The 24,464-nt window shown below is 73.0% G+C and carries 24 protein-coding genes, 4 tRNA genes and 1 other RNA gene; 11 read left to right on the top strand and 18 right to left on the bottom strand.

Annotated features, from left to right (window positions below; all coding sequences use genetic code 11):
* Window positions 1–15 precede the first annotated feature (15 nt).
* From AC6CH6_RS03275 to AC6CH6_RS03260, 4 genes are all read right to left on the bottom strand, one after another.
* Window positions 16–693, bottom strand: coding sequence for an ATP-dependent Clp protease proteolytic subunit (locus tag AC6CH6_RS03275; protein WP_368819948.1), 678 nt, complete (start codon window positions 691–693; stop codon window positions 16–18).
* A gap of 61 nt (window positions 694–754) precedes the next feature.
* The gene (locus AC6CH6_RS03270; RefSeq protein WP_017834584.1) at window positions 755–1,420 is read right to left on the bottom strand and encodes an ATP-dependent Clp protease proteolytic subunit; all 666 of its coding nucleotides are present in this window, start codon (window positions 1,418–1,420) and stop codon (window positions 755–757) included.
* A 190-nt stretch (window positions 1,421–1,610) separates the two neighbouring features.
* Window positions 1,611–3,062, bottom strand: a complete 1,452-nt coding sequence (gene tig / locus AC6CH6_RS03265) for a trigger factor (protein WP_498253987.1) — start codon at window positions 3,060–3,062, stop codon at window positions 1,611–1,613.
* Window positions 3,063–3,171: 109 nt separating this feature from the next.
* Window positions 3,172–3,244: transfer RNA gene (locus AC6CH6_RS03260), tRNA-Pro, on the bottom strand.
* Between the two features lie 225 nt (window positions 3,245–3,469).
* Between AC6CH6_RS03260 and AC6CH6_RS03255 the strand changes: the two genes are divergently transcribed.
* A tRNA-Gly gene (locus AC6CH6_RS03255) sits at window positions 3,470–3,540 on the top strand.
* 81 nt (window positions 3,541–3,621) lie between these two features.
* Here the strand turns inward: AC6CH6_RS03255 and AC6CH6_RS03250 are convergent.
* From AC6CH6_RS03250 to AC6CH6_RS03240, 3 genes are read right to left on the bottom strand one after another with little or no spacing between them, the layout of a single operon-like run.
* The gene (locus AC6CH6_RS03250) at window positions 3,622–4,263 is read right to left on the bottom strand and encodes a methyltransferase domain-containing protein (RefSeq protein WP_498253986.1); all 642 of its coding nucleotides are present in this window, start codon (window positions 4,261–4,263) and stop codon (window positions 3,622–3,624) included.
* 32 nt (window positions 4,264–4,295) lie between these two features.
* The gene (locus AC6CH6_RS03245; RefSeq protein ID WP_498253985.1) at window positions 4,296–5,189 is read right to left on the bottom strand and encodes an Fpg/Nei family DNA glycosylase; all 894 of its coding nucleotides are present in this window, start codon (window positions 5,187–5,189) and stop codon (window positions 4,296–4,298) included.
* Window positions 5,190–5,711, bottom strand: a complete 522-nt coding sequence (locus tag AC6CH6_RS03240; RefSeq protein ID WP_133410799.1) for a ribose-5-phosphate isomerase — start codon at window positions 5,709–5,711, stop codon at window positions 5,190–5,192.
* A gap of 240 nt (window positions 5,712–5,951) precedes the next feature.
* On the opposite strand from AC6CH6_RS03240, the gene pepN reads away from it, so the two are divergent.
* Both pepN and AC6CH6_RS03230 read left to right on the top strand, forming a co-directional pair.
* On the top strand, window positions 5,952–8,519 hold the full coding sequence (gene pepN, locus AC6CH6_RS03235; protein ID WP_498253984.1) for an aminopeptidase N: 2,568 nt from the start codon (window positions 5,952–5,954) through the stop codon (window positions 8,517–8,519).
* Window positions 8,520–8,668: 149 nt separating this feature from the next.
* Entirely contained in the window at window positions 8,669–9,100 is a 432-nt protein-coding gene (locus tag AC6CH6_RS03230) for a globin (protein WP_255219494.1), read from the top strand.
* A gap of 13 nt (window positions 9,101–9,113) precedes the next feature.
* Here AC6CH6_RS03230 and AC6CH6_RS03225 read toward each other — a convergent pair whose 3' ends face one another.
* Both AC6CH6_RS03225 and AC6CH6_RS03220 read right to left on the bottom strand, forming a co-directional pair.
* Entirely contained in the window at window positions 9,114–9,782 is a 669-nt protein-coding gene (locus AC6CH6_RS03225; protein WP_498253983.1) for a DUF8185 domain-containing protein, read from the bottom strand.
* Between the two features lie 5 nt (window positions 9,783–9,787).
* Window positions 9,788–10,273 (bottom strand): acyl-CoA thioesterase, encoded by a 486-nt coding sequence (locus AC6CH6_RS03220; protein ID WP_498253982.1) that lies wholly within the window; start codon window positions 10,271–10,273, stop codon window positions 9,788–9,790.
* Window positions 10,274–10,347: 74 nt separating this feature from the next.
* Here AC6CH6_RS03220 and AC6CH6_RS03215 point away from each other — a divergent pair, with 74 nt between their 5' ends.
* The gene (locus AC6CH6_RS03215) at window positions 10,348–11,238 is read left to right on the top strand and encodes an acyl-CoA thioesterase (RefSeq protein WP_017834575.1); all 891 of its coding nucleotides are present in this window, start codon (window positions 10,348–10,350) and stop codon (window positions 11,236–11,238) included.
* 102 nt (window positions 11,239–11,340) lie between these two features.
* On the opposite strand, the gene ettA is transcribed toward AC6CH6_RS03215, so the two are convergent.
* The 6 genes from ettA to mptB form a co-directional block, all read right to left on the bottom strand.
* A complete protein-coding gene (ettA, locus tag AC6CH6_RS03210) occupies window positions 11,341–13,023 on the bottom strand; it encodes an energy-dependent translational throttle protein EttA (RefSeq protein ID WP_031283621.1) in 1,683 nt (560 codons plus the stop codon).
* Window positions 13,024–13,146: 123 nt separating this feature from the next.
* Complete coding sequence (locus AC6CH6_RS03205; RefSeq protein WP_498253981.1) at window positions 13,147–13,746, bottom strand: single-stranded DNA-binding protein; 600 nt, start codon at window positions 13,744–13,746, stop codon at window positions 13,147–13,149.
* Between the two features lie 205 nt (window positions 13,747–13,951).
* Entirely contained in the window at window positions 13,952–14,086 is a 135-nt protein-coding gene (locus AC6CH6_RS03200) for a hypothetical protein (protein ID WP_017834572.1), read from the bottom strand.
* A 435-nt stretch (window positions 14,087–14,521) separates the two neighbouring features.
* Window positions 14,522–14,752 (bottom strand): hypothetical protein, encoded by a 231-nt coding sequence (locus tag AC6CH6_RS03195; protein ID WP_133410803.1) that lies wholly within the window; start codon window positions 14,750–14,752, stop codon window positions 14,522–14,524.
* Window positions 14,753–15,470: 718 nt separating this feature from the next.
* Window positions 15,471–15,543 (bottom strand) — tRNA-Arg (locus AC6CH6_RS03190).
* Between the two features lie 69 nt (window positions 15,544–15,612).
* Window positions 15,613–17,184 carry a polyprenol phosphomannose-dependent alpha 1,6 mannosyltransferase MptB gene (gene mptB, locus AC6CH6_RS03185; protein WP_498253980.1) on the bottom strand — a complete coding sequence of 524 codons (1,572 nt, stop codon included), beginning with the start codon at window positions 17,182–17,184 and terminating at the stop codon, window positions 15,613–15,615.
* Between the two features lie 156 nt (window positions 17,185–17,340).
* On the opposite strand from mptB, the gene orn reads away from it, so the two are divergent.
* The 3 genes from orn to def all read left to right on the top strand — a co-directional run bounded on the left by orn (window position 17,341) and on the right by def (window position 18,833).
* Window positions 17,341–17,958 carry an oligoribonuclease gene (orn, locus tag AC6CH6_RS03180; protein WP_272026256.1) on the top strand — a complete coding sequence of 206 codons (618 nt, stop codon included), beginning with the start codon at window positions 17,341–17,343 and terminating at the stop codon, window positions 17,956–17,958.
* Window positions 17,959–18,088: 130 nt separating this feature from the next.
* Window positions 18,089–18,162, top strand: a tRNA-His gene (locus AC6CH6_RS03175).
* Between the two features lie 98 nt (window positions 18,163–18,260).
* Window positions 18,261–18,833, top strand: coding sequence for a peptide deformylase (gene def, locus AC6CH6_RS03170; protein ID WP_498253979.1), 573 nt, complete (start codon window positions 18,261–18,263; stop codon window positions 18,831–18,833).
* A 31-nt stretch (window positions 18,834–18,864) separates the two neighbouring features.
* On the opposite strand, the gene AC6CH6_RS03165 is transcribed toward def, so the two are convergent.
* Window positions 18,865–19,638 (bottom strand): YaaA family protein, encoded by a 774-nt coding sequence (locus AC6CH6_RS03165; RefSeq protein WP_498253978.1) that lies wholly within the window; start codon window positions 19,636–19,638, stop codon window positions 18,865–18,867.
* Window positions 19,639–19,707: 69 nt separating this feature from the next.
* Here AC6CH6_RS03165 and rnpB point away from each other — a divergent pair.
* An RNA gene (gene rnpB, locus AC6CH6_RS03160) (RNase P RNA component class A) lies at window positions 19,708–20,101 on the top strand.
* 48 nt (window positions 20,102–20,149) lie between these two features.
* Here the strand turns inward: rnpB and AC6CH6_RS03155 are convergent.
* Both AC6CH6_RS03155 and AC6CH6_RS03150 read right to left on the bottom strand, forming a co-directional pair.
* A complete protein-coding gene (locus tag AC6CH6_RS03155) occupies window positions 20,150–20,884 on the bottom strand; it encodes a zinc ribbon domain-containing protein (RefSeq protein ID WP_498253977.1) in 735 nt (244 codons plus the stop codon).
* Window positions 20,881–21,819, bottom strand: coding sequence for a Nif3-like dinuclear metal center hexameric protein (locus tag AC6CH6_RS03150; RefSeq protein ID WP_498253976.1), 939 nt, complete (start codon window positions 21,817–21,819; stop codon window positions 20,881–20,883). The genes AC6CH6_RS03155 and AC6CH6_RS03150 overlap by 4 nt, the downstream gene beginning before the upstream one ends.
* 104 nt (window positions 21,820–21,923) lie before the next feature.
* On the opposite strand from AC6CH6_RS03150, the gene msrA reads away from it, so the two are divergent.
* The 3 genes from msrA (at window position 21,924) to epsC (ending at window position 24,336) form a co-directional block, all read left to right on the top strand.
* Window positions 21,924–22,520, top strand: coding sequence for a peptide-methionine (S)-S-oxide reductase MsrA (gene msrA, locus AC6CH6_RS03145; RefSeq protein ID WP_017833730.1), 597 nt, complete (start codon window positions 21,924–21,926; stop codon window positions 22,518–22,520).
* 137 nt (window positions 22,521–22,657) lie between these two features.
* Entirely contained in the window at window positions 22,658–23,593 is a 936-nt protein-coding gene (gene cysK, locus AC6CH6_RS03140) for a cysteine synthase A (RefSeq protein WP_017833731.1), read from the top strand.
* 158 nt (window positions 23,594–23,751) lie between these two features.
* The gene (gene epsC / locus AC6CH6_RS03135) at window positions 23,752–24,336 is read left to right on the top strand and encodes a serine O-acetyltransferase EpsC (protein WP_017833732.1); all 585 of its coding nucleotides are present in this window, start codon (window positions 23,752–23,754) and stop codon (window positions 24,334–24,336) included.
* Window positions 24,337–24,464 lie beyond the last annotated feature (128 nt).

Genomic DNA, 24,464 nt, shown 5'->3' with positions numbered 1-24,464 from the left:
GGCGGGTCGCCCGGGTCAGGAGGTGACGGTCGCGGGCTTGTGGATCTTCCGGGACTCCAGGACGTGGTCCACGATCCCGTACTCCTTGGCGGCGGACGCGGTGAGGATCTTGTCGCGCTCGATGTCCCGGTTGACCTCCTCGGCGGTCTTGCCGGAGTGCAGGGCCAGGGTCTCCTCCAGCCACTCGCGCATGCGCATGATCTCGTTGGCCTGGATCTCGATGTCCGAGGCCTGGCCCCCGCCCTGACCGGACATGGCCGGCTGGTGGATGAGCACGCGGGCGTTCGGCAGGGCCAGGCGCTTGCCGGGGGTGCCGCCGGCGAGCAGCACGGCCGCCGCGGACGCGGCCTGTCCGAGGCACACGGTCTGGACCTCGGGGCGGATGAACTGCATGGTGTCGTAGATCGCGGTCATCGCGGTGAACGACCCGCCCGGGGAGTTGATGTACATCGTGATGTCCCGGTCGGCGTCCTGCGCCTCGAGCACGAGCAGCTGCGCCATGACGTCGTCGGCCGAGGCGTCGTCGACCTGGACGCCCAGGAAGATGATCCGGTCCTCGAACAGCTTGGTGTAGGGGTTCTGCCGGCGGTACCCGTAGGGGGTGCGCTCCTCGAAGTCGGGGAGCACGTAGCGGCTGGTGGGCATGGCGGCCGCGGAACCGGCCGTGGACGAAGGTCCGTGGGTGAAGGTCATGGTTGAGTTCCTCGGAGGTCTGGAAGAGCGTGCCTGATGACGTGGTGGGACCGCCGAGGTCCTACTCCTGGTCCTTCATGGTCCCGCCGCCGCCGGTCATGGAGCCGGCCGAGCTGGCGATGTGGTCGAAGAAGCCGTACTCGAGGCCGCGCTGGGCGTCGAACCAGTTGTCGCGGTCGTTGTCCCGGAGGATCGTCTCCAGGGACTGGCCGGTCTGCTCGGCGGTGAGCTCCGCGAGGCGCTGCTTCATCGACAGGATCAGCTCGGCCTGCACCCGGATGTCCGAGGCGGTGCCGCCCATGCCGCCGGAGGGCTGGTGCATGAGGATCCGGGCGTTCGGGGTGGAGTAGCGCTTGCCCTTGGTGCCCGAGGACAGCAGGAACTGGCCCATCGACGCGGCCAGGCCGGTGGCCACGGTCACCACGTCGTTCGGGATGAGCTGCATGGTGTCGTAGATCGCCATGCCCGCGGTGACGGAGCCGCCCGGGGAGTTGATGTACAGGAAGATGTCCGCCTGGGGGTCCTCGGCCGAGAGCAGCAGCATCTGCGAGCAGATGAGGTTCGCGTTGTCGTCGCGCACCTCGGAGCCCAGCCAGATGATCCGCTCCTTGAGCAGCCGGTTGTAGACGTAGTCGTCCTGGCCGCCCATGGGGCCGCCGCCCTGCAGGCGCGGTCCGGTGGAGGTTGCGTGGGTCGAGCCGAACGGCGACTCGTGAGCGGAGGTCATGTAACAGTGCCTCTTTCGTCCGTGTGGTCCGGTGATCTCTGAACAGAACACTAGTGCCCGCCCCGGGTCCCGGCCGGTCCCCGTCCGGGTTGTTCGCTGATGGCGCATGGTCGTAGGGCGCGCCCGCCGCACACGACGACGCCGCCGTCCCGGGCGGGACGGCGGCGTCGTCGGGAGCGGTGTCAGGACGTCACTTGGCGGAGTCCGGGGAGTCGGCCGAGTCGGCGGACTCCGGGGAGTCGGCGGACTCCGCGGACTCGGGCGAGTCGGCGGACTCCTCCTCGGTGCCGGGGGTCGGGGCCGCGGTGGTCTCCTCGGGCTCGACCTCCTCGGCGGGCTCCCCCGCCTGCTCCTCGCCCTGCGGGCGCACGAACTCGGAGAGGTCCACCGTGTTGCCCTCGGTGTCGGTGACCGTCGCGTACTCCAGGACCTTGGCCAGGGCCTTGCGGCGGCGCACCTCGCCCACCATCAGGCCGGCCTGGCCCGAGGAGTCGAGCAGCTGGGCGAACTGGTTCGGGTCCATGCCGTACTGCTGGGACATGTTGACGATGTAGTCGATCAGCTCGGACTGCTCGACGCCGATCTCCTCGGCCTCGGCGACCGCGTCCAGCACGATCTCGTTGCGGAACGCGTCCTCGGCGTTCTTCTGCACCTCGGCCCGGTGGTCCGCGGTGTCGTGGTCCGCCTCGGCCTGCGGGTTGTCGAAGTGCTGGGCGATCTGCTCGTCGATCACGGCCTGCGGCACGGGGATCTCCACGAGGGCCAGCAGCTTCTCCAGGACCTTGTCGCGGGCCTCGACGCCCTGCTCCACCACGGTGCCCTCGGCGGCCTGCTTCTTCAGGTCCTCCTTGAGCTCCTCGATGGTGTCGAACTCGGAGGCCAGCTGGGCGAACTCGTCGTCGGCCTCGGGCAGCTCGCGCTCCTTGACGGCGGTGACCTTGACCTTGACGACGGCGTCCTCGCCGCTGTGCTCGCCGCCGGCGAGCTTGGTCTCGAAGGTGGCGTCCTCGTCGGCGGACAGACCGGTGATGGCCTCGTCCATGCCCTCGAGCATCGTGCCGGCGCCCACCTGGTAGGACAGGTCGTTGGCGGCGTCGACCTCCTCGCCGTCGACCAGGGCCTGCAGGTCGAGGGTGACGAAGTCGCCCTCGACGGCGGGACGGTCCACGGACTTGAGGGTGCCGAAGCGCCCGCGCAGCTCGTCGAGGGCCTTCTGCTCGTCCTCGGCGGAGGCCTCGCGGGCCTCCACCTCGACCTCGAGGCCCTTGTAGTCGGGCAGCTCGATCTCGGGGCGCACGGCCACGTCGATCTCGACCTTGACGTCGGCCTCGCGGTCCGTCTCGTCCGGCTTGGCGAGGACCTCGACCTGGGGCTGGGTCAGCGGGGTGATCTCGTTCTCCGCCAGCGCCTGCTGGAAGAAGGTGTTCAGGCCCTCGTTGAGCGCGTTCTCGACGACGAAGTCGAAGCCCACGCGCTGCTCGATCAGCCGCGCCGGAACCTTGCCGCGGCGGAAGCCGGGGACCTGGATCTGGTTGGCGAGCGAGGTGTAGGTCTGGTCGATGAACGGCTTCAGTTCCGCGAACGGGACGTCCACCACGATCTTGACCTGGGTGGGGTTGAGTTTCTCGACGGCGCTCTTCACTTCCGCTGCACTCCTGAGTGGTAGGTCGGTTGGGTCTTCCGGTGCCGCTCTCCGGCCCGGGACAGTCGGGAAGGCGGCTGCCCGGCAGGACCGGGCAGCCGCTCCAACGTCGGGGCGACAGGACTCGAACCTGCGATCTCCTGCTCCCAAAGCAGGCGCGCTAGCCACTACGCTACGCCCCGGTACCTGCAGCCTCAGCTGCAACGACTGCGGTCCGGTGCACGAGCACGGACCACCGGCGAGTCTACCGGCTGGGCGGACGGGGCCGCACCTCGGCCCGCCGGACCCCGCTCCGCACGGCCCGCCGGCGTTCTGCCGGCCGCGCTCCGCGGGTGCGCCCGGGCCCCGGGATTTGACACCGCGCGCGCCGGGCCGGTTAATGGGAAGGCCTCGACAGAGCGCTCCGCGGGGATGTAGCTCAATGGTAGAGCCTCAGTCTTCCAAACTGATTACGCGGGTTCGATTCCCGTCATCCCCTCTCCGCGCACGAACGCCCCGGTCCCGCTGGACCGGGGCGTTCGTCGTTCCGCCGGCACCCCGGCCCGGCTCCCGGCGCATCTCAGCGGCGCAGCCCGACCACCCGCCACACCGCGCCCCGGTCCGCGTGCACGGGACGCAGCCCGTGCTCCTGCAGGACGGCGAGCATGGCCGCCGGGGAGTGCACGTAGGTGCGGAAGGGCGTCCCGGCGGCGCGGAGGCCGAGGTTCTCCAGGGCGGCGAGCGCCCGCAGGAGGCGGTGCCCGGGCGGGTGGCTGAACACGAGCAGGCGCGTCGCCCGGTCCGCGGCGGCGCCCAGGAGCCGTTCGTGATCGGGGTAGCAGCACACGACCCGGTGCAGCACCACGACGTCGTGCGGGGCGACCGCCTCCGGGTCCGTCGCGATGTCGAGCTGCCGGCGCACCACGCGGCCGGACACCCCGGCGGCGGCGGCCAGCTCCGCGGCCTCGGCCTCGTAGGAGTCCACGAGTTCCAGGTTCGTGGTCCGCGCGGCGCCCCGGCGCAGCAGCTCGAGCTGGATCCCGCCCACGCCGCCGCCGATCTCCAGCACGCTGGCCCCCTCGACGCCCTGGGCGGCGAGGAACTCCACGACCCGCAGGGAGGCACGGTCGAGGCCCCGCCGCCGGTACCGGCGGGCGAGGCGCCGCGCGAAGCGGGGCCCGAAGACGCGCCGGTAGCCGGGCGCGCCGCAGCAACTGGACACGGCTCCAGGCTACGCCGCGAACCCCGGCGCGGTCAGCGCTGGCAGGAGGGGCACCAGTAGAGCGTGCGCCCCTCCAGCTCCCCCGCCGCCACGGGCGTCCCGCACCGGCGGCACGGCAGGCCCTGGCGCTTGTAGACGAGGTGGGCGTGCCCGGGCCACGCCTGTGCCTCCGAGATCCCCGGGCGGTCCGCGGCGTCGGTCGTCAGGATCCGGCCCAGCCGCACGCCCGTGCGCATGAGGGCCGCGTTCTCCGCCCACAGCTCCAGCAGCACCGGCTCGTCGAGGGCGCGCCCCGGCGTCATCGGGTCCAGTCCGCGGCGGAACAGGGACTCCGCCCGGAAGATGTTGCCCACCCCGGCCAGCACGGCCTGGTCCATGAGCAGCGCGCCCACCGGGCGGCGGCTGCGCCGCACGGCGGCCACGAAGGGCGCGGGGTCCGCGTGCGGATCGAGCGGGTCCGGGCCCAGCCGCGCCCGGGCCGCCTCGGCCTCGGCGGAGCTCTCCAGCACGCACAGCGTCGGCCCGCGCAGATCGGCCCAGCCCTCGTCCCCGACCAGCCGCACGCGCACCGCCCCCACGGGGGCCGGCGGCAGCAGCGGGCCGGCGGGGGCGGCGGCGTCGTCGTCGTGCGCCTCCCGCTCCCCGATCCGGCGCGGGGCCCCGATGGAGGAGGCGCCGCGGAAGCGGTCGGTGCCGCCGAAGCTCCACGCGCCGTAGAGGCCGAGGTGCGAGCGCAGCACCCGGTCCCCGGCGAAGTCGAGGAACAGCTGCTTGCCGTGGGCCCGCGCCCCCTCGAGCACGGCGCCGTCCAGGGCGTGCGCCCCGGCGGCGAAGCGCCCCTGCGGGGAGCTCACGGCCAGGGCCTGTCCCACGAAGCAGTCGGCGAACTGGCGGGCGAGGCGGTGGACCGAGTGGCCCTCCGGCACTCAGGCCTCCCGGGCGGCCGGGAACTCGCGCGGGCGCAGGTCCTCGAGTTTCCCCGCGACGGTGCCGGTGGACTCGTACTCGCCGATCTGGGCGATCCGGCGCTCGTGGCGCTCGTCCCCGGAGAAGGGCTCCGCGAGGAACGCCCGGACGATCGCCAGCGCCTCCTCCTGAGGGTGCTGGCGCCCCCCGACGGCCACGACCTGGGCGTCGTTGTGCTGGCGCGCGAGCCGGGCGGTGTCCAGGTTCCAGGCCAGGGCGGCACGGATGCCCTCGACCTTGTTGGCGGCGATCTGCTCGCCGTTGCCCGACCCGCCCAGGACGATCCCGAGGGAGTCGAGCCCCGCCTCCCGGTCCGCCCGGACGGCGCGCGCGGCGCTGATGCAGAACGCGGGGTAGTCGTCGAGGGCGTCGTACCCGGCGGGCCCGTGGTCGACGAGGTCGTAGCCGGCGGCGACGAGCTCCTCGACCAGGTAGCGGGAGAGGTCCAGGCCGGCGTGGTCGGTGGCGATGTGGACGCGCATGGGCGGCGTGCTCCTGGGGTTCGCGGGAACGGGGCGGGATCGAGGCGCAGGGCCCGCGCGGGCGGACCGGCCGCCCTCCAGCGTAGTGCGTGCCGCGCACACCGCAGGGCCTCCCCGGGCGGCCGGGACCCGGCTGACATAATGGGACGATCCCCTGCGGCCCACCGGTCGCGGACGCCCCGATCCCGAGCCATCCCGACCCGACCCCGACCCCGACCCCGACGAGAGGACGGCACTGAAGTGCCCGGAACCAACCTGACCCGCCAGGAGGCGGCCGCGCGGGCCGAGACCGTGGCGGTGGACGCCTACGAGGTTGTCCTCGACCTGACCCGCGGCGAGCGCGTCTTCCGCTCCACGACCACCGTGCGCTTCCGGGCGACCCCGGGCGCCTCCACGTTCATCGACGCGATCACCGACGCGGTGCACTCCGTGGTGCTCAACGGCACCGAGCTCGATCCCGCCGAGGTCTCGGACGGCGTGCGGATCCAGCTGCCCGGGCTCGCCGCGGACAACGTGCTCACGGTCGAGTCGGACTGCCGGTACATGAACACCGGCGAGGGCCTGCACCGGTTCGTGGACCCGGTCGACGACGAGGTCTACCTCTACACCCAGTTCGAGGTGGCGGACACCCGGCGCGTGTTCGCCGTGTTCGAGCAGCCGGACCTCAAGGCGCGCTTCGCGTTCACGGTCACGGCCCCCGCGCACTGGACGGTCGTCTCGACCCAGCCCACCCCGGAGCCCGTCGCCGCCGGCGAGGGCGCCGCCACGTGGTCCTTCACCCCCACCCCGGTGGTCCCCTGCTACGTCACGGCACTGATCGCCGGCCCGTACGCGTCCGTGCACGACGAGCTCACCAGCGCCGACGGCCGCACGATCCCCCTGGGCCTGTACGCCCGCCGCTCGCTCGTGGAGCACGTCGAGGCGGAGGAGATGTTCGGCATCACCAAGCGCGGCTTCGAGTTCTTCGAGGCGCAGTTCGGGGTGCCCTACCCGTTCGAGAAGTACGACCAGCTGTTCGTCCCGCAGTTCAACGCCGGGGCCATGGAGAACGCCGGCGCGGTGACCTTCGTGGAGCTCTACGTCTTCCGCTCCCGGCCCACGCAGGCCCGGGTGGAGCGGCGGGCCATCACGGTCCTGCACGAGCTGGCCCACATGTGGTTCGGGGACTTCGTGACCATGCGCTGGTGGAACGACCTGTGGCTCAACGAGTCCTTCGCCGAGTTCATGTCCACCCTCGCCGCGGCGGAGAACACCCGGTACACGGAGGCGTGGACCACGTTCGCCGCCGGGGAGAAGTCCTGGGGCTACGAGCAGGACCAGCTGCCCACCACCCACCCCATCAAGGCCGAGATCCGGGACCTCGAGGACGTGCTGGTGAACTTCGACGGCATCACCTACGCCAAGGGCGCCTCGGTGCTCAAGCAGCTGGTGGCCTGGGTGGGCCAGGAGCAGTTCATGGCCGGGCTGAACCGGTACTTCCGGGAGCACGCGTGGGGCAACACCGAGCTGCGCGACCTCATGGTCCGGCTCGAGGAGGCCAGCGGCCGGGACCTCGACGAGTGGGCCGCGAAGTGGCTCGAGACCGCCGGGGTGAACACACTGACCCCGGAGCTCGAGACCGACCAGGACGGGATCATCCGCTCCTTCCGGATCCGGCAGACCGCCCCCGACGAGCACCCCACGCTGCGCCCTCACCGCCTGGCCGTGGGCTTCTACGACCACGACGGGGCGCAGGGCAAGCTCGTGCGCACGCACCGGGTCGAGCTCGACGTCGACGGCCCGTCCACGGAGGTGCCGCAGCTGGTGGGCCGGGAGCTGCCGGACCTCGTGCTGCTCAACGACGACGACCTCGCCTACGCGAAGATCCGCCTCGACGAGTGCTCCTTGGACACCGCTCTGACCCACCTGAAGAACTTCGAGGACACGCTCCCGCGCGCCCTCGTCCAGGCGTCCGTGTGGGACGGCGTGCACGACGGCGAGACGCCCGCCCGCCGCTACGTGGAGCTCGTGCTCGGCAACATCGCCCACGAGACGTCCTCGACCGGCATCCAGGTGCAGCTGCGCCAGCTGGACACCGTGCTCGACGGCTACGTGGCCGAGCCCGTGCGCGGGGCCACCGTGCGCGCCGCCGCCGACCGGCTCCGCCGGCTCACCGAAGAGGCGGCGCCCGGCTCCGACCAGCAGCTGCAGTTCGTCCGGGCCTTCGCCCGGCACGCCCGCACCGACGGGCAGCTGGACGTCCTCGAGCAGCTCCTCGACGGGCGGCGCACCCTGGAGGGCCTGGCGCTGGACACCGACCTGCGCTGGAGCCTGCTCACCGCGCTGTGCGCCGGCGGGCGTGCCGGCGACGCAGAGGTGGACGCGATGCTCGCGCAGGACAACACCGAGAACGGCGCGATCGCGGCCGCCCGCGCCCGGGCCGCGATCCCCACGGCCGAGGCCAAGGCACGGGCGTGGCAGCAGATCATGGTGGACGGGTCCCTGCCCAACTCCATCCAGGACGCGGCGATCGACGGCTTCCGCACGGCCGCCGACACCTCCCTGCTGGCGCCCTGGGCCGAGCAGTACTTCGCGGCGATCCCCGGCGTGTGGCGCACCCGGACCCACGAGCTGGCCCAGCAGATCGCGACCGGCATGTACCCGAACATCCCCGCCCAGGAGACGGTCGACGCCGCGGACGCCTTCCTCGCGGACCTGCCCGAGGACCTGCACGGACTCCGCCGGCTGGTGCTCGAGCAGCGCGACGCGACGGCCCGCGCGGTCCGCGCGCAGGCCGTGGACGCCGCCTACGAGGTGGTGCGCGCATGAGCGACGAGCAGCAGCGCCCCGGTCCGGCCGGGCACGGTCCCGACGGGGCCGGCTCGACGCCCCCGGCCGGCCAGGACCCGCGCACCGACCCCGCCGCGGCGGCGCCGCCCGGGGCGCGCTCCTTCGCGGTCGGGGCGCCCCTGTCCCAGCTGCGCCGCCCCGTGCCGCAGGTCGGCGACGAGCGGGAGCAGGCCGAGGCCGGCACGGCGTCGTCGTTCTACGACCAGGTGGGCGGGCACGAGACGTTCGTGAAGCTCGTGCACGAGTTCTACGCCCGGGTGGCCGAGGACGAGCGGTTCCGGGCGCTCTACCCGGAGGACGACCTCGGCCCCGCCGAGGAGCGGCTGCGGATGTTCCTCGAGCAGTACTGGGGCGGGCCGACCACCTACTCGGAGCAGCGCGGGCACCCGCGGCTGCGGATGCGGCACATGCCGTTCCCCGTGGACACGTGGGCGCGCGAGACGTGGCTGACGCACATGCGCGCGGCCCTGGACACCCTGGAGCTCTCCCCGCTGCACGACGGGATCATCTGGGACTACTTCGACCGCGCCGCCCACGCCATGATCAACCGTCCCGGCTGAGGCCCCGGGAGTCTCAGCGCTTGGCCAGGACGTGCCCGCCGGGGGTGCTCAGGCGCACCCACCGGCCGTTCTCCGCGACGGCGACCTCCGCGCCCGGGCGCAGGAAGCCGAGCGAGTACGCGGCGAACGCCGCACCGTCCGGCAGCGGCGCCCCGGTCAGCCGCCCCGCGAGCGGCTCCGCCCACCCGGACGACCGGCCCCAGACCTGCGAGCGCACGGTGTCCACGACGGCGGCGCCCGCGTCCGTGGGCACCGCCCGGGCGACCTCGGCGATCCCGGCCCGGGCGACCTCGCGCAGCGCGTCCCCGGCGACGGACCCCACCGGGGTCCACCCGCCCAGGGGCGGGGCGATGCCCGCCCACGAGACGTTCGCGTCCACGGGGGGCAGGCCCACGTCCGTGGCGTCCTGGTCCTGGCGCGGCATCCGGTCGAGGACCCCGCCGAGCGGGACGGTGACGTCCAGGGCCTGCTCCCCGGCCAGCGCGGCGGTGCGCAGGCCCAGGACCGTGGGCGTGGTGTCGAGCAGGCCGTGGGGCTCGAGCACGCACACGTAGACGCCGAGGGCCCGCCCGCGCGCCTGGAAGCGCGCCGCGCCCTGCGGGTCCACCCCGCGGGCCCGGGACAGGTACGTCCGCAGGTCGGCGACGTCCCGCGGGTCCGTCAGGGGGAGGGACCGGCCCACGGGGCTCAGGCCTCCGCCGGCGCGGGCCGGCGGGCGAAGCGGGTCGGGGCGTCCTGCCACTGCTCGAGCAGGCCCCGCTGCGTGTCGTCGAGGCGCACCGGGCGTCCGGAGGAGCGGTCGATCACGACGACGACCGTCTGGGCCACGGCGTAGACGCGCGAACCGTCCTCCTCCTGGACCGCATAGTCCAGCACGAAGCTCGACCCGCCCACGGAGGAGACCCACACCCGCACGGACACCGGGTCGTCGCGGTACAGCAGCTGCTGCGTGTACTCGACCTCCTGCCGGCCGATCACGGTCATCAGGTCCCCCAGGAGGGTGCGGAACGTCGCGCCCTCCGGGACCCCCGCGGCGGTGTCCTCGGGCAGCGGGCGGGCCATGAGCCGGACCCGGGCGTCCTCGAGGTACTGGAGCATGGTGACGTTGTTGACGTGGCCGTAGCTGTCGATGTCGCCGAAGCGCATCTGGATGGGGATCAGCAGCGAAGACATGCCCCCCATCCCATCACACCCGGGCGCGCCGGACGCGCCCCGGCGCGACCGGCGGCTTGGCTAGAGTGAAGACCATGACCTACAGCCCGATCCCGGACCCCACGCAGGCCCTGCTCGACATGCTCGACCTCGCGGACGGGGGTGGCGCGCGCACCCTCGAGGACATCTACGTGGGCCACTCCATCTCCCCCGCACGCGGCCGGGTCTACGGCGGGCAGGTCCTGGCGCAGGCCGCGACCGCCGCCATGCGCACCGTGGAGCCGGAACGGATCATCCACTCGATGCACGCGTACTTCCTGCGCGCCGGGGACGTGTCCCAGCCGATCACCTTCGGGGTGGAGCGGATCCGGGACGGGCGGTCCTTCTCCGCCCGCCGCGTGCACGCCTACCAGGACGGGCGCGCCATCCTCTCGGCCATCGCGTCCTTCCAGGTCCCGGCCCGGGGCCTGGACCACCAGGACGAGTCCCCCCGGAACCTGCCCGAGCCGGAGTCCCTGCCCAGCGCCGTGGAGCTGCTCGGCCACGTCGACGCCCCCGAGGCGCAGGCGATCGCGCACGAGCGGCCCTTCGACATGCGGTACATCACGGAGCCGATCTACTTCAAGCCGGACTCCCGGGGAGAGCCGTTCAACGCGGTGTGGATCAAGACCCTCAAGCCGCTGCCGGACGACCCGAACATCCACCGCGCCGCGCTCGCCTACGCGAGCGACTACACGCTGCTCGAGCCCATCCTGCGCCTGCACGGCAGGACGTGGATCGAGCCCGGCATGAACATCGCCTCCCTCGACCACGCGATGTGGTGGCACCGGGAGACCCGCGCGGACGAGTGGCTGCTCTACGTGCAGTCCTCCCCCAACGCCTCCTCGGCCCGAGGCCTCGGGGTGGGCCGGATGTTCTCCCGGGACGGCCGGCTCGTCGCCACGACCGCCCAGGAGGGCATGATGCGCTTCCCGGAGTTCTCCTGACCGCACCGGAGCACACCGAAGGGGCCCGCCGGGCGGGAAGGAGCTGCTCCTTCCCGCCCGGCGGGCCCCTGCGGCCGCACGGGCTCCGGGCCCGGCCCTGCGTCAGTCGCGGGTGAGGCGGCGGTGGGTGACGCGGTGCGGCCGCGCGGCGTCGGCGCCGAGGCGCTCCACCTTGTTGGCCTCGTAGGACTCGAAGTTGCCCTCGAACCAGTACCACTGGTCCGGCTCGTCCTCGGTGCCCTCCCACGCGAGGATGTGGGTGGCGACCCGGTCGAGGAACCACCGGTCGTGGGAGACGACCACGGCGCAGCCCGGGAACTCCAGCAGCGCGTTCTCCAGGGAGCCGAGGGTCTCGACGTCGAGGTCGTTGGTGGGCTCGTCGAGGAGCAGCAGGTTGCCGCCCTGCTTGAGGGTCATGGCCAGGTTCAGCCGGTTGCGCTCTCCGCCCGAGAGCACCCCGGCCTTCTTCTGCTGGTCAGGGCCCTTGAAGCCGAACGCGGAGACGTAGGCGCGCGAGGGCATCTCGACGTTGCCGACGTTGATGTAGTCCAGGCCGTCCGAGACGACCTCCCACAGCGACTTGCTGGCGTCGAGGTTCGCGCGGTTCTGGTCCACGTAGGAAATCTTGACGGAGTCGCCGATCTTCAGCTCCCCGCCGTCCAGCTCCTCCATGCCGACGATGGTCTTGAACAGCGTCGACTTGCCGACGCCGTTGGGGCCGATGACGCCCACGATGCCGTTGCGCGGCAGGGAGAAGGACAGGCCCTTGATGAGGGAGCGGTCCCCGAAGCCCTTCTGCAGGTCCTTCGCCTCGATCACGAGGTTGCCCAGGCGGGGTCCCGGCGGGATCTGGATCTCCTCGAAGTCCAGCTTGCGGGTCTTCTCGGCCTCGGCGGCCATCTCCTCGTAGCGGGCCAGGCGAGCCTTCGACTTCGCCTGGCGGCCCTTGGCGTTGGAGCGCACCCACTCGAGCTCGTCGGCCAGCCGCTTGGCCTGCTTGGCGTCCTTCTTGCCCTGCACCTCCATGCGGGCGCGCTTGGTCTCGAGGTAGGCCGAGTAGTTGCCCTCGTAGCCGTACAGCCGGCCGCGGTCGACCTCGCAGATCCACTCGGCCACGTGGTCGAGGAAGTACCGGTCGTGGGTCACGGCCATGACGGCGCCGTGGTAGTCCTTCAGGTGCTGCTCCAGCCACAGCACGGACTCGGCGTCGAGGTGGTTGGTGGGCTCGTCGAGCAGCAGGAGGTCCGGCTTCTGCAGCAGCAGCTTGCACAGGGCCACGCGGCGGCGCTCACCACCGGAGAGGACCGTGACGTCGGCGTCCGGCGGCGGGCAGCGCAGGGCGTCCATCGCCTGCTCCAGCTGGGAGTCGAGGTCCCAGGCGTTGGCGGCGTCGATGTCCTCCTGGAGCTTGCCCATCTCCTCCATGAGGGAGTCGAAGTCGGCGTCCGGCTGGGCCATCTCCTCGGAGATCGCGTTGAAGCGGTCGACCTTCGCCTTGATCTCGCCCACGCCCTCCTCGACGTTGCCCAGGACGGTCTTCTCCTCGTTCAGCGGCGGCTCCTGGAGCAGGATGCCGACGGTGTAGCCGGGGCTGAGCCGGGCCTCGCCGTTGGACGGCTGGTCGAGGCCGGCCATGATCTTGAGGATGGTGGACTTGCCGGCCCCGTTGGGTCCCACGACGCCGATCTTCGCGCCGGGGTAGAACGACATGGTGACGTCGTCCAGGATGACTTTGTCGCCCACGGTCTTGCGGGCCTTGGACATTGTGTAGATGAATTCCGCCATGCCCTCAAGGCTACCCCGCCCGGCGGAAGCCGAGGGGCGGCCACCGGGCGGGGACGGACCGGTGACCGCGACGCCGCGGCCACCGGCTCCGTCCCCGCGCCGCGACGGATCGGCCCGGGGAGCTCAGGCGGTGGCGGGCTGGCGGCGCGGGCGCCGGCCCGGCCCGGCAGCGGCCCCGAGGAGCTCACCGGTCTCCGGGTCGACGTCCTCCGGGACCGCCGGGGCCCCGCCCCCGCCGTCGGGGTCGCCGCTCGACTCCGACGGGTCCCCGTCCGGGGCCGTCGGGGCGTCCGCGGCCCCGGTCGCCGCAGCGTCCTCGGGCTGCCCGGCGGGCCGTTCCCCCGTCTGCTCGGCGGGCGGCGAGGAGCTCACGGTGCGCTGGAAGCAGGCCGTGCCGAGGGCGAGGTCGTGCCCCAGGGACACAGCGTCCACGTCCACGGCCGTGTTGCGCCCGTGCTCGCCCTCCCAGAAGCGGACCTTGAGCTTGCCGACCACCACCACGGGCTGGCCCCTCTTGATGCTGGCCAGCGCGTTGAGCCCCAGCGAGCGGAACGCCTGGACGGAGAACCAGTTGGTGTGCCCGTCCCGCCACGCACCGGCCTGCTGATCGAACCAGCGCGGGGTGGAGGCGAGGCGGAAGGTCACCACCACGGTGCCGTCGGGCAGGCTGCGGGACTCGGGATCCGTGGCCACGTAGCCGCGGACGGTGATCTGCTCGGTCATCGGGAACTCCTCTGGACGGCGGCCGGTGCGGCCGGTGCTGGCCCCGGTGGCGGGGTGCACCCAGCGTCCTGCCGGAGCCGGTGCCGCCGCGGCGGGCGGGCCCCGATTGTGGACGGCCGCGCCCCTCGGGTGCGGAGACCACGTGCTGTGCAGTGCGACCGCCGTGCGACGGGCGTGAGACCGACTCACGGTCCGCGAGCGCCCATCAGTCGATGTCGACGGCGTTCCAAGCGATGACGGCGAGGGGCTCCCGGTGCCGCTCCTGCTCGTGGGAGCACGCCCAGCACCACGGGCCGTAGAGCGGTGGGGCGCCGCACTGGCAGAGTCGGATCCGGGCCATCGGACTCACCTCGATGTTCGTTGCAGTGGCCTGACAGGTGACGGCCTGCCGGACGACATCCTGCGCGGGTGTCCTCACCCCTACTACCGGCCCAGTGGCTCCTGTGGATGCACCGCGGACCGGTTTTCGGGGCCGGCACGGCACCCGGACCACCGGAGCGGGTGCCGCGCCCGCCCGGGCCCCTCGCGTCCCCCGCGGCTCGGAGCCGACACCCCGCCACTCCGAGTCGTCGCTCCGCGCAGCGGGGCGACGACCGCGGACGTCAGCCACGGGCGTCGGCCGCGACCTCGCCGCGGCAGGCCGGTGCCGGTGCAGTGCGGGCGCCCGGACGGGAGGCGGCGGTCGGCCTCGCGTGCGACGACCTCACGCAGTCTCCCGGGCACGGCGCGTCAGCGCCGTGCCCGGTTCGCCGCCGACCCCGTGCGTTCCGCTCGGCTAGGCGGCGTGCCCCGGCTCGACCACGATGCAGTCCTCCCGGAAGTCGAGGTTCATGCAGTGCAGCGCGACGACGCCCCGGGTGATCGCCTCCAGCTGCTGCGGATCGATGTCCGGGCCGACGTTGCGGACGATGAAGTCACGGGTGTCCTCCGTGGCCTCCTCCACCGTGTCGTAGTGGTAGTAACGGGCCCCCCGGCCGGTCCACTGCCTGATGATGGTGACGCTCATGGTTCCTCCCCCTGAATCGGATCCGGACGCGTGGTCCGTGGCCGCCCCGGGCACCCCGTCCGGGAACTGCGGCCGTCCCGGCGGGCTGCCGCCGGGGTCGTCGCGGAGGTGCTGCTCCGGCTCCTCGTCCGTCCTGGCGCGGAGCTCAGGTGGCCGGATGACCGCACCCCTCGATGTGCTACTTAACGTATGCGAATTCACACGGTGGTGCTTGTCCACACTTTCGCGACCGCAAACTATCCAGAGGGGTTGCGGCTCGCGGAGAGGCATCGGCGGGACCACCCGGGAGGGGACGGCCGGGCCGTGCCCGCCGGGGGCCGCCGAGGGGCCGGTCGTCCGGGGCGCTGCGGGAAGGAGCTCCGGCTCCGGGCGCCTGCCGGGACGCCGCTCAGCACCTGCCGGCTCCGCCACCGACGAAAGATGGCCCGCCCGGTCCAGTAAGACCGAGCGGGCCGCGGACACACAGACGGCGAGATCTGCGTGCCCACCGCACAGCCTACCCCGCCCCCGCTGCGGCCGGGGAGGCTGTGGCACCGAGCGGGCGCCGGCACCCTGGCCCGGTCCATCGGCGCGGCCGCGTCCGGAAGGCCGTCCACCTCGCCGCACCAGAGCACCCGCCACGCACCGCAGCACGACGTGCCGTCGGATCTGCCGTCGGAGACGACGAGATCCCCGTCGCCACGGACCGTGAGGCCCGGGACGGCGGGGACCTCGAGTGTGCCCCAGGAGGGAGTCGAACCCCCGACCAAGAGATTAGAAGGCTCCTGCTCTATCCACTGAGCTACTGGGGCGTGCCGCCCGGGACCGCGTCCCGGGCGCCGCGATCGAGTTTATCAACTCGCGGGGGCCGCACCGGCTCCTCAGATCACGGCGCTCTGCACCGGGGGCTGGTAGCGGCCGCGGAAGAGCCGCCGGGTCGCCGGGTCGATGAACCACAGGTACACGCCGTAGGAGAGGGCGACGACCGCCGCGATCAGCCGGCCGGAGCTGAGGTCGAGGTCGAGGTACGGGAAGACGTCCAGCTGGTCGGAGACCGCGTAGATCATGAAGAAGACGGTGAGGAAGAACAGGATGTCGACCTGCCAGTCGCTGCGGATGCCCGTCACGGCGAACAGCGGGATGAGCCACACCACGTACCAGGCCTGGATCATCGGGGAGAACAGCACGATCGCGGCGAACGCCCAGGTCAGACGGCGGACGATCCGCTCGTCCCGGCCCACGAACATCAGCCAGAGGATGACGGGCACCGCGAGGGCCTGGCCCGCCGTGTGGACCACCTCCCGCCACTGGCCCGCGTCGGCGCCCACGGCCGCGGCCAGGGTGGTGGCGAGCACGCCGGCGAGACCCACCGGGGCGTACCAGATGGACACGGAGCCGGGAGTGGACATGGCGGAGACCCAGCCGAAGCCGAAGCCGTTGAGCAGCCCCATCAGCCCGAGCAGGGCGATCGCGTAGACGAGGACCAGGAACCAGATGACGAAGCGGCGGGTCCACGACGCGTTCCGGCCCGCCCACAGCAGGCCGATGAAGGGCAGGAAGACGAGGGTGATGGGCTTGATCGCCACGGACAGCGTGACGAGCGTGGTCCCGAGGAGACCGCCCTTCCAGTTGCGGTGCGCGGCGGCCGCGTAGGTGCCGCCGAGGGCGAGGGCGATCATGATGGCGTCGTTGTGCACGGAGACGATGAAGTTCGTGAGGAACAGGGGGTTGGCCACGCTGAGCCACAGGGCCCGGGCCGGGTTGATGCCGTGCAGCCGCGCGAGCCGCGGGATCAGCCACATGCAGGCGATCACGGCGAGCACGCACATCCCCCGGAACCAGAGCACCGCGGCGTCCGGGTCCGCGCCGGTGACGGCCACCACGAACTGCTCGAGCCACAGGAAGAGCGGCCCGTAGGGCGGCGGGGACTCCGACCACATCTGGTCGGCCCCGAGCTGGAAGAAGTTGTCGATCGTGGAGACGCCGTGCTCGTAGGGGTTCAGCCCGCTGGCCATCACCCGGCCCTGGCCGATGTAGGAGTACACGTCCCGGCTGAACAGGGGGATCGTCACGAGCATGGGGGCGGCCCACGCCGCGATGGCGATGAGCACCCACCGGCCGCTGCCGGGTCCCCACGTGTTGAGCTTCTGCCCCAGGCGCAGCCACTCGCGGATCAGGAGCATCCCGCCCACGGCGAGCAGGAGGATGGAGACGATCACCCCGGTGGTCGTGAAGCGCATGCCGATGATGACCGGCGCCTGCCGCAGCGGGGAGACGGAGGCGAGCCAGCCGACGCCCAGGGAGCCGACCAGGAGCATGAGCGACCCGAGCGTGCCCATGAGCACCGTCCGCAGGAGCGAGTCGGAGTCGTACCACGAGCTCCCGGGATCCGCCGGCGGCCGGACGCCGTCGGGTCCCTCGCCCGGCGCCGGCGTCGTCGAAGTGGTCTGCACTGCTCTCCCGATGCGCCCGTCCGGTGGCTGCGGGCGCCCCGGCTGGGCGCAGCACGGACCCGTGGTCGCCCCGATCCTATCCCCGGCTCCTCGGGGAGTCTCCGACCGGCCCCGGCGGCGACCGGCGGCGTCGGGGCGGCACGGTAGATTGTCCGGGTGGCTAATTCGAACGGACGCATTGTGTGGATCGACTGCGAGATGACGGGGCTGTCCATCGAGGACGACGCCCTGATCGAGGTCGCGGCGCTCGTCACCGACGACGAGCTCAACGTCCTCGGGGAGGGCGTCGACGTCGTGATCCGCCCGGACGAGGCGGCGCTGGCGCAGATGGGGGACTTCGTGCGGAACATGCACACCTCCTCCAAGCTGCTCGACGAGCTCCCCTCCGGCCTGACGATGGAGCAGGCGCAGGAGCAGGTCCTCGCCTACATCAAGGAGTGGGTGCCCGAGCCCGGCAAGGCCCCGCTGGGCGGGAACTCGGTGGGCACGGACCGCACGTTCCTGGTGCGCGACATGCCGGAGCTCGTGGCGCACCTGCACTACCGCGTGATCGACGTCTCCACCATCAAGGAGCTCTCCCGCCGGTGGTTCCCGCGGGCCTACTTCCAGGCCCCGCCGAAGACCGGCAACCACCGGGCCCTGGGCGACATCCGGGACTCGATCGACGAGCTGCGGTACTACCGCCGCGCCGTGTTCGCCGCCGAGCCGGGGCCGGACTCGGAGACCGCGAAGGGCATCGCCGCGGAGATCGCCGCGTCCCGCACGGGCGCCTGAGTCCCCCGTCCGGCGCCGGGACCCCGGCCCGGACGGGCGGGGGTCCCGGCGTGGTCCGGAGCCCTCCGGGAATGCGGTACACTCGTATGCGTTGCCCAGCGGAAGCACGGTCTTCCGGCGGGCGTTCATGGTGGGCGTAGCTCAGTTCGGCAGAGCGCCTGGTTGTGGTCCAGGAGGTCGCGGGTTCAACCCCCGTCGCTCACCCACTGTGAAAGGCCGTCCCGTTGACTCGGGGCGGCCTTTCGTCGTTCCCGAACCGGTTCGAAGGGGCGCAGGCCCCGGCAAGTCGAAGGAAGTGCGTCATGGCCGTCCGTCCCGTGGTGATCACCGGCGATCCCGTCCTCCACCGCCCCGCCGCCAAGGTGGTGCGGTTCGACGAGGACCTGCGCGCCCTCGTGGCGGACATGTACGAGACCATGGACGCCGCCCACGGCGTGGGGCTCGCCGCCCCGCAGATCGGCGTGGGGCTGCGGATCTTCACCTACACGTTCCAGAACGACGACGACGTGGCGCCGCGCGGCGTCCTCGTCAACCCCGTGCTGACCCCGGGGAAGGTCTCCCAGGAGGCGCCGGACCCGGACGAGGAGTCCGAGGGCTGCCTGTCCGTGCCCGGCTACAGCTGGCCGCTGAAGCGGGCGGACTGGGTCCGGGTCGCCGGCTTCGACGTGGAGGGCCGGCCGGTCGACTTCGAGGCCACCGGGTGGTTCGCCCGCGTCATGCAGCACGAGTACGACCACCTGGACGGCAAGCTCTACGTAGACCGGCTCAACGACAAGTGGTCCCGCAAGGCCCGGAAGGCGGTCAAGGCCGAGGGCTGGGGCCGCGGCGGCCACACCTGGACCCCCGGCGTCGACGAGGACCCGTTCGGCCACTGATCCGTCCGCGCACCGGCCCCGGCGCGCCCGCTCAGTCCTCCGTCAGCACGACGACGAGCTCGCCCGCCGAACGGGCCGTGGGCTGCGTCAGTTCGGCCTGCCAGCGCTCCTGCGCCGCCGAGAGCAGGTCCAGCGGCGTCTCCAGGCGTTCGCCGGCGGCGGCGCGCTCGACGAGGTGCCGGGCCAGCAGGCCGCGGGTGTGCTTGGCCATGTGCGAGACGACCCGGCGCCTCCCGTGCCGCTCCCGCACCACCTTCACCCCCACCGTCCGGGCCCGGGGGCCGCGCCACGCCGCCGCGTAGGCGGCCGACCGGCAGTCCACGACGAGCCCGTCCCCGGCCGCCGGCTCCAGCACCCCGGGCAGGTGGTGCTTCCAGTGCGCCGCGAGCCTGCCGAGCCCCGGCAGCTCGGCGCCCATGGACAGGCGGTAGGCCGGGATCCGGTCGTCGGGGCGCACCGCGCCCCACAGCGCCGAGACGACGACGAGGGAGGCTGCCGCGGCGGCCCGCTGCGCCCCGGTCATCCCGGCCGGGTCGAGGGCGTCGTAGAGCACCCCGGTGTAGACGCTGAGGGCCGGTGCGGCCGGCTCGGCGCCCAGCCGGGTGTTGCGCTCGACCTCGCCGCGCAGCCGCTCCCCCACGCCCAGCACCTCGAGCGCGTCCTCGCGGGCGCTCGTCGCGGCCAGCTCGGCGAGCACCTGCTCCCGGGCGGCCGTGAGCTCGGGGAAGGACAGGACGGCGGGGTCGACGGGGGCGCCGGCGCCGGGGGCGGTCTTGGTCTCGGAGGGAGGGAGGAGGATCAGCACTCGCAGCAGTCTAGTGACCCCGCGGGCCGGTCCGGGCGCCCCGGACCGGCGGGTAGGATGGGCCTCGGACAGGTCGGCCGGGTGACCGCGGGCCGCGCAGCTCCGGCTGTCGCGGCGCGAGGAAAGTCCGGGCTCCGCAGAGCAGGATGGTGGGCAACGCCCACTCGGGGAGACCCGCAGGAAAGTGCCACAGAGAACAGACCGCCCGTCCCCGGTCCGTCCGGGCGGCGGGTCAGGGTGAAAAGGTGGTGTAAGAGACCACCAGCGCGCCGGGTGACCGGCGCGGCTCGGTAAACCCCATCCGGAGCAAGGCCAGACAGGGTGCGTCCGAGGGCTGCTCGCCCGAGCACCCGGGTAGGCCGCTCGAGCCCACCGGCAACGGTGGGCCTAGATGGATGGTCACCGGCACGGCACGGGCGACCGGCCGTGCGCACAGAACCCGGCTTACAGGCCGGCCTGTCCCCCGCTCCCCCTCACCGCGCACTCCGGGCTCGAGCGGCACCGGGAAGCCTCAGGAGCGGACGAGCAGCACCCCGCACTCGGGGCACGTGAGCACCTCGTCCGGCGCCGCCGCCCGGAACGTCGCGGCGTCCGTGGGGCTGAGCGCCGTTCCGCAGGACCCGCACGCGGTGCCCCGCAGCTCCGCGGCCGCCGGCCGGTCGGTGCCGCGCCCGGTCCGGATCTTCTCGTACCGTGCCAGCAGCCCGGGGTGCCCCACGCCCTCCGCAGCGGCGGGGCGCGTGCCGGCCAGCTCGTCCCGCTCGGCCGTCAGCGCGCGACCCTCCGCGTCCCGGGCCTCGACCCGGCGCCGGGCCTCCGTGTCGGCCTCCTTGAGCCGCGGCGTGATGCGGGCGCGGTGCGCCACGGCATCCTCGAGCTCCTGCATGACCTCCAGCTCCGCCTCCTCCGCCTCGGCCAGCTGCCGGGTGCGGGTGTCGATCTCGTGCTGCAGGCCCATGAGGTCCTTGGCGGAGCCGCCCTGCTCGAGGCGCCGGCGGTCCTTCTCGATCGAGGCCTGGACGCGGGCGACCTTCTGCTCGGCGGCGGCCAGCCGGTCCCGGACGTCCTGCTCGGCAGATCCGAGCTCCTTGGCGGTGGCGATCGCCCGGGCCCGGAGCTGCAGCGCGGCGGCGACCTCAGGGTCGGTCTGCAGCTCCGCGATCCGGGCGGCGATCCGGCGCAGCCGGGCGTCCACCCGCTCGAGCTCCAGCAGGGCTCGTTGCTGCTCGGGCGTGGCGGTGCTCATGCGGGTCCTCCTGCGGTCGGTGCGGCGGGGTCGGGGGCGGAACGGTCGTGGCCGGAGCGGACGGGGTGGTCGAGGCGGAAGTCCCACGGGTCGGAGCACCGCTCGGAGACGTCGACCTGGACGTCGTGGCCGCGCGCCGCGAGCGCCTCCCGCAGCGCGGCGGCGCCCACGGGCAGCCACAGCCACTCGCTCGCGAAGTGGGAGAGGTCCACGAGGTACGGGGTGCCGCCGGCGCCGGGGCCCAGTGCGGCCTCGCGCGCCTCGGACGCCGGGTGGTGGCGCAGGTCCGCGGTCACGTAGACGTCGGCCCCGGAGGACCGCACCTCGTCGAAGAGCGAGTCCCCGGCTCCCCCGCACACGGCGACGCGCCGGACGAGGGCGTCGGGGTCCCCGGCCACCCGGACCCCGTGGGCGGTGGGCGGCACGGCGTCGGCCAGGCGCCGGGCCAGCTCCCGCAGGCGCACGGGCCGCGCCAGGTCCCCCACGCGCCCGATGCCCACGGCCGGATCGGCGGGGTGCGGCGCGAGGGGCGTCGTCGTCGTGAGTCCGGCGGCCCGTGCCACGGCGTCCGAGACGCCGTCCGGGGCGGAGTCCGCGTTGGTGTGGCAGGCGAGCAGGGCGCACCGGTGCTCGATGAGCTCGTGCACCACGGCGCCCTTGAAGCCGTCGGCGGCCACGGACGTCACGCCGCGCAGGAGCAGGGGGTGGTGGGTGACCAGCAGGTCGGCGCCGGTGGACACGGCCTCGGAGACGACCTCGGCCACGGGGTCCACGGCGAACAGGATCCGGCGCACGGGCTGGTCGGGGCGGCCGGTGACGAGCCCGCTGGCGTCCCAGGGCTCCTGCAGGTGCATCGGCCACAGCCGCTCGACGGTCTGCAGCACCTCCGACAGGGTGAGGGCGGGCCGGGGCGGGGACGTGCTCTGCTCGCTCATGCGCCCCAGTCTAGGAGCCCGTTCCGCGCCGGCCGCCGAGGCGGGCGCGGAGGCGCCCGGGGCTGGTGCGGGAATGATGCGGGCCGCGCGGTGTTGTACGGGTCATGGCCTTCTCCGCGCACGACGACGCACGCCCCGCCCCCGATCCCCGCCCCGCCGCGGCGGACCCCGCCGCGACCGAGACGTTCGTGCTCGCGGGCGGGTGCTTCTGGTGCCTCGACGCCGTCTACCGGATCACCCGGGGCGTCACCTCCGTGGTCTCCGGCTACACCGGCGGCGACCCCGGGCGCGCCGACTACTACGCGGTGTGCACGGGCACCACCGGCCACGCGGAGGCGGTCGCCGTGACCTTCGACCCGTCGGTGGTGCCGGCGGACGTGATCCTGGACCTGTTCTTCACCGGTCACGACCCGACCACTCTCAACCGGCAGGGCTACGACGTGGGCACCCAGTACCGGTCCGCCATGTTCTGGGCCGACGGGGCCCAGCGGGAGCTGTTCGAGCAGTCGATCCGCCGCACGCAGCCGGCGTGGGACCAGCCGATCGTCACGACCCTGGAGCCGCTGGGCCCGTTCTGGGAGGCGGAGCCCGAGCACCAGGACTTCTACGCCGCGCAGCCCTGGAACGGCTACTGCCAGGTGATCATCAACCCCAAGCTGGCGAAGGTCCGGAAACGTTACTCCGCGTGGCTTACCGCGTAGTAGCGCTTGCGGGGGCTGGCTAGGCTGAGCTAGGACCGCGCCGCCGCGGGCCCCCCAGAGCGCCGGCGGCCGCAGCACGACCCGAGCAGCACCCAGATCCGACAGAGAACCGACCACGCAGAAACCGAGGTACGCACATGCCGAAGATCTACAACGACGTCACCGAGATCGTGGGCCGCACCCCGCTCGTCCACCTCAACCGGCTCGACGAGGGCCTGCCCGGCAACGTCGCCGTGAAGCTGGAGTTCTACAACCCGGCGAACTCCGTCAAGGACCGGATCGGCGTGGCCATCATCGACGCCGCCGAGAAGTCCGGCCAGTTGAAGCCGGGCGGCACGATCGTCGAGGGCACCTCCGGGAACACCGGCATCGCGCTGGCCATGGTCGGCGCCGCCCGCGGCTACAAGGTCATCCTGACCATGCCGGAGACCATGTCCACGGAGCGCCGGGTCATGCTCCGCGCCTACGGCGCCCAGATCGTGCTCACCCCGGGTGCGGAGGGCATGCGCGGCGCCGTCGAGAAGGCCCAGGAGATCGTCGACACGACCGACAACGCGGTTCTCGCCAGCCAGTTCGCCAACGAGGCCAACCCGGCCATCCACTACGCGACCACGGGCCCGGAGATCTGGGAGGACACCGACGGCCAGGTCGACGTGTTCATCTCCGGCGTGGGCACCGGAGGCACCATCACGGGCGCGGGCCGCTACCTGCGCGAGCAGAAGCCGGACGTGCGCCTCGTCGTCGTCGAGCCCGCCGACTCGCCCCTGCTCACCGAGGGCAAGGCCGGCCCGCACAAGATCCAGGGCCTCGGCGCGAACTTCATCCCCGACATCCTGGACCGCGAGATCTACGACGACGTCTACGACGTGACGGTCGAGGACTCCGTGCGGGTCGCCCGCGAGCTCGGCACCAAGGAGGGCATCCTCGGCGGGATCTCCTCGGGCGCCATCGTGTGGGCCGCCCTCCAGGAGGCGGCCAAGGAGGAGAACCGGGACAAGCTGATCGTCGCCATCGTGTGCGACTTCGGCGAGCGCTACATCTCCACCCTGCTCTACGAGGACATCCGGGGCTGAGCCGCGCCGCTGACCACGACCCGTCCCCGCCGGGAATAGCGCCGCCTGCCGGTGACGTTGCTCCCGGTGGTGGGCGGGTCGTTCCCGTCCGCGCCCCAGCACGTCCCGCCGGTCCCGGCGGGCCAGGACCCCCGCCCCCGGAAGAACAGAGGAAGACCGTGAGTTTTTGGAGCAGACTCGCCGAGGACCTGCAGACGGCCCGGACGCACGACCCGGCCGCGCGGTCCAGGGTGGAGATCGCCCTGAACTACTCGGGTCTGCACGCCATCTGGGTCCACCGCCTGTCCCACCGGCTGTGGCAGCACCCCGACCGGCGGCTGCTGGCCCGCACGGTCTCCCAGCTCGGCCGCTTCCTCACGGGCGTCGAGATCCACCCGGGGGCGACCATCGGGCGCCGCTTCTTCATCGACCACGGCATGGGCGTGGTCATCGGGGAGACCGCGGAGATCGGCGAGGACGTGATGATCTACCACGGGGTGACCCTGGGCGGGCGCTCCCTGGAGAAGGTCAAGCGGCACCCCACCGTGGGCGACCGCGTGGTGATCGGCGCCGGGGCGAAGATCCTGGGCCCCGTGGAGATCGGCGCCGACTCCGCCGTGGGCGCCAACGCCGTGGTGGTCAAGGACGTGCCGGAGGACTCGATCGTGACCGGGATCCCCGGCAAGGTCCGCCCGCGGACCCCCGAGAAGCAGCAGCCCCTCGTGGACCCGTCCAGCTACATCGACCCCGCGATGTGGATCTGAGCCCCGTCCGACCCGGCCGTCCGCACGTCGTCCGCGCCTCCGGCCGCTGACGGGCTCCCGCGCCGCGAGCCGCCCGCGGCCCGCCCCACCGCGACGCCGGCCGGCCGCCCCCGCAGCGGGGACGGCCG

The sequence above is a fragment of the Kocuria sp. GQ42 genome, from assembly GCF_059758435.1.
The sequence above is the reverse complement of the archived record's forward strand: the minus strand, read 5'-3'. Positions and strand labels throughout refer to the sequence as shown.

What these genes read in the sequence shown, in the direction of transcription:
- AC6CH6_RS03195 (WP_133410803.1), bottom strand. Translation starts at nt 14,752, where the DNA reads ATGAGCGTCACCATCATCAGGCAGTGGACCGGCCGGGGGGCCCGTTAC.
- AC6CH6_RS03205 (WP_498253981.1), bottom strand. Translation starts at nt 13,746, where the DNA reads ATGACCGAGCAGATCACCGTCCGCGGCTACGTGGCCACGGATCCCGAG.
- AC6CH6_RS03150 (WP_498253976.1), bottom strand. Translation starts at nt 21,819, where the DNA reads ATGAGCGAGCAGAGCACGTCCCCGCCCCGGCCCGCCCTCACCCTGTCG.
- AC6CH6_RS03270 (WP_017834584.1), bottom strand. Translation starts at nt 1,420, where the DNA reads ATGACCTCCGCTCACGAGTCGCCGTTCGGCTCGACCCACGCAACCTCC.
- ettA (WP_031283621.1), bottom strand. Translation starts at nt 13,023, where the DNA reads ATGGCGGAATTCATCTACACAATGTCCAAGGCCCGCAAGACCGTGGGC.
- AC6CH6_RS03220 (WP_498253982.1), bottom strand. Translation starts at nt 10,273, where the DNA reads ATGTCTTCGCTGCTGATCCCCATCCAGATGCGCTTCGGCGACATCGAC.
- AC6CH6_RS03200 (WP_017834572.1), bottom strand. Translation starts at nt 14,086, where the DNA reads ATGGCCCGGATCCGACTCTGCCAGTGCGGCGCCCCACCGCTCTACGGC.
- AC6CH6_RS03275 (WP_368819948.1), bottom strand. Translation starts at nt 693, where the DNA reads ATGACCTTCACCCACGGACCTTCGTCCACGGCCGGTTCCGCGGCCGCC.
- msrA (WP_017833730.1), top strand. Translation starts at nt 21,924, where the DNA reads ATGGCCTTCTCCGCGCACGACGACGCACGCCCCGCCCCCGATCCCCGC.
- def (WP_498253979.1), top strand. Translation starts at nt 18,261, where the DNA reads ATGGCCGTCCGTCCCGTGGTGATCACCGGCGATCCCGTCCTCCACCGC.
- cysK (WP_017833731.1), top strand. Translation starts at nt 22,658, where the DNA reads ATGCCGAAGATCTACAACGACGTCACCGAGATCGTGGGCCGCACCCCG.
- AC6CH6_RS03155 (WP_498253977.1), bottom strand. Translation starts at nt 20,884, where the DNA reads ATGAGCACCGCCACGCCCGAGCAGCAACGAGCCCTGCTGGAGCTCGAG.
- AC6CH6_RS03240 (WP_133410799.1), bottom strand. Translation starts at nt 5,711, where the DNA reads ATGCGCGTCCACATCGCCACCGACCACGCCGGCCTGGACCTCTCCCGC.
- AC6CH6_RS03215 (WP_017834575.1), top strand. Translation starts at nt 10,348, where the DNA reads ATGACCTACAGCCCGATCCCGGACCCCACGCAGGCCCTGCTCGACATG.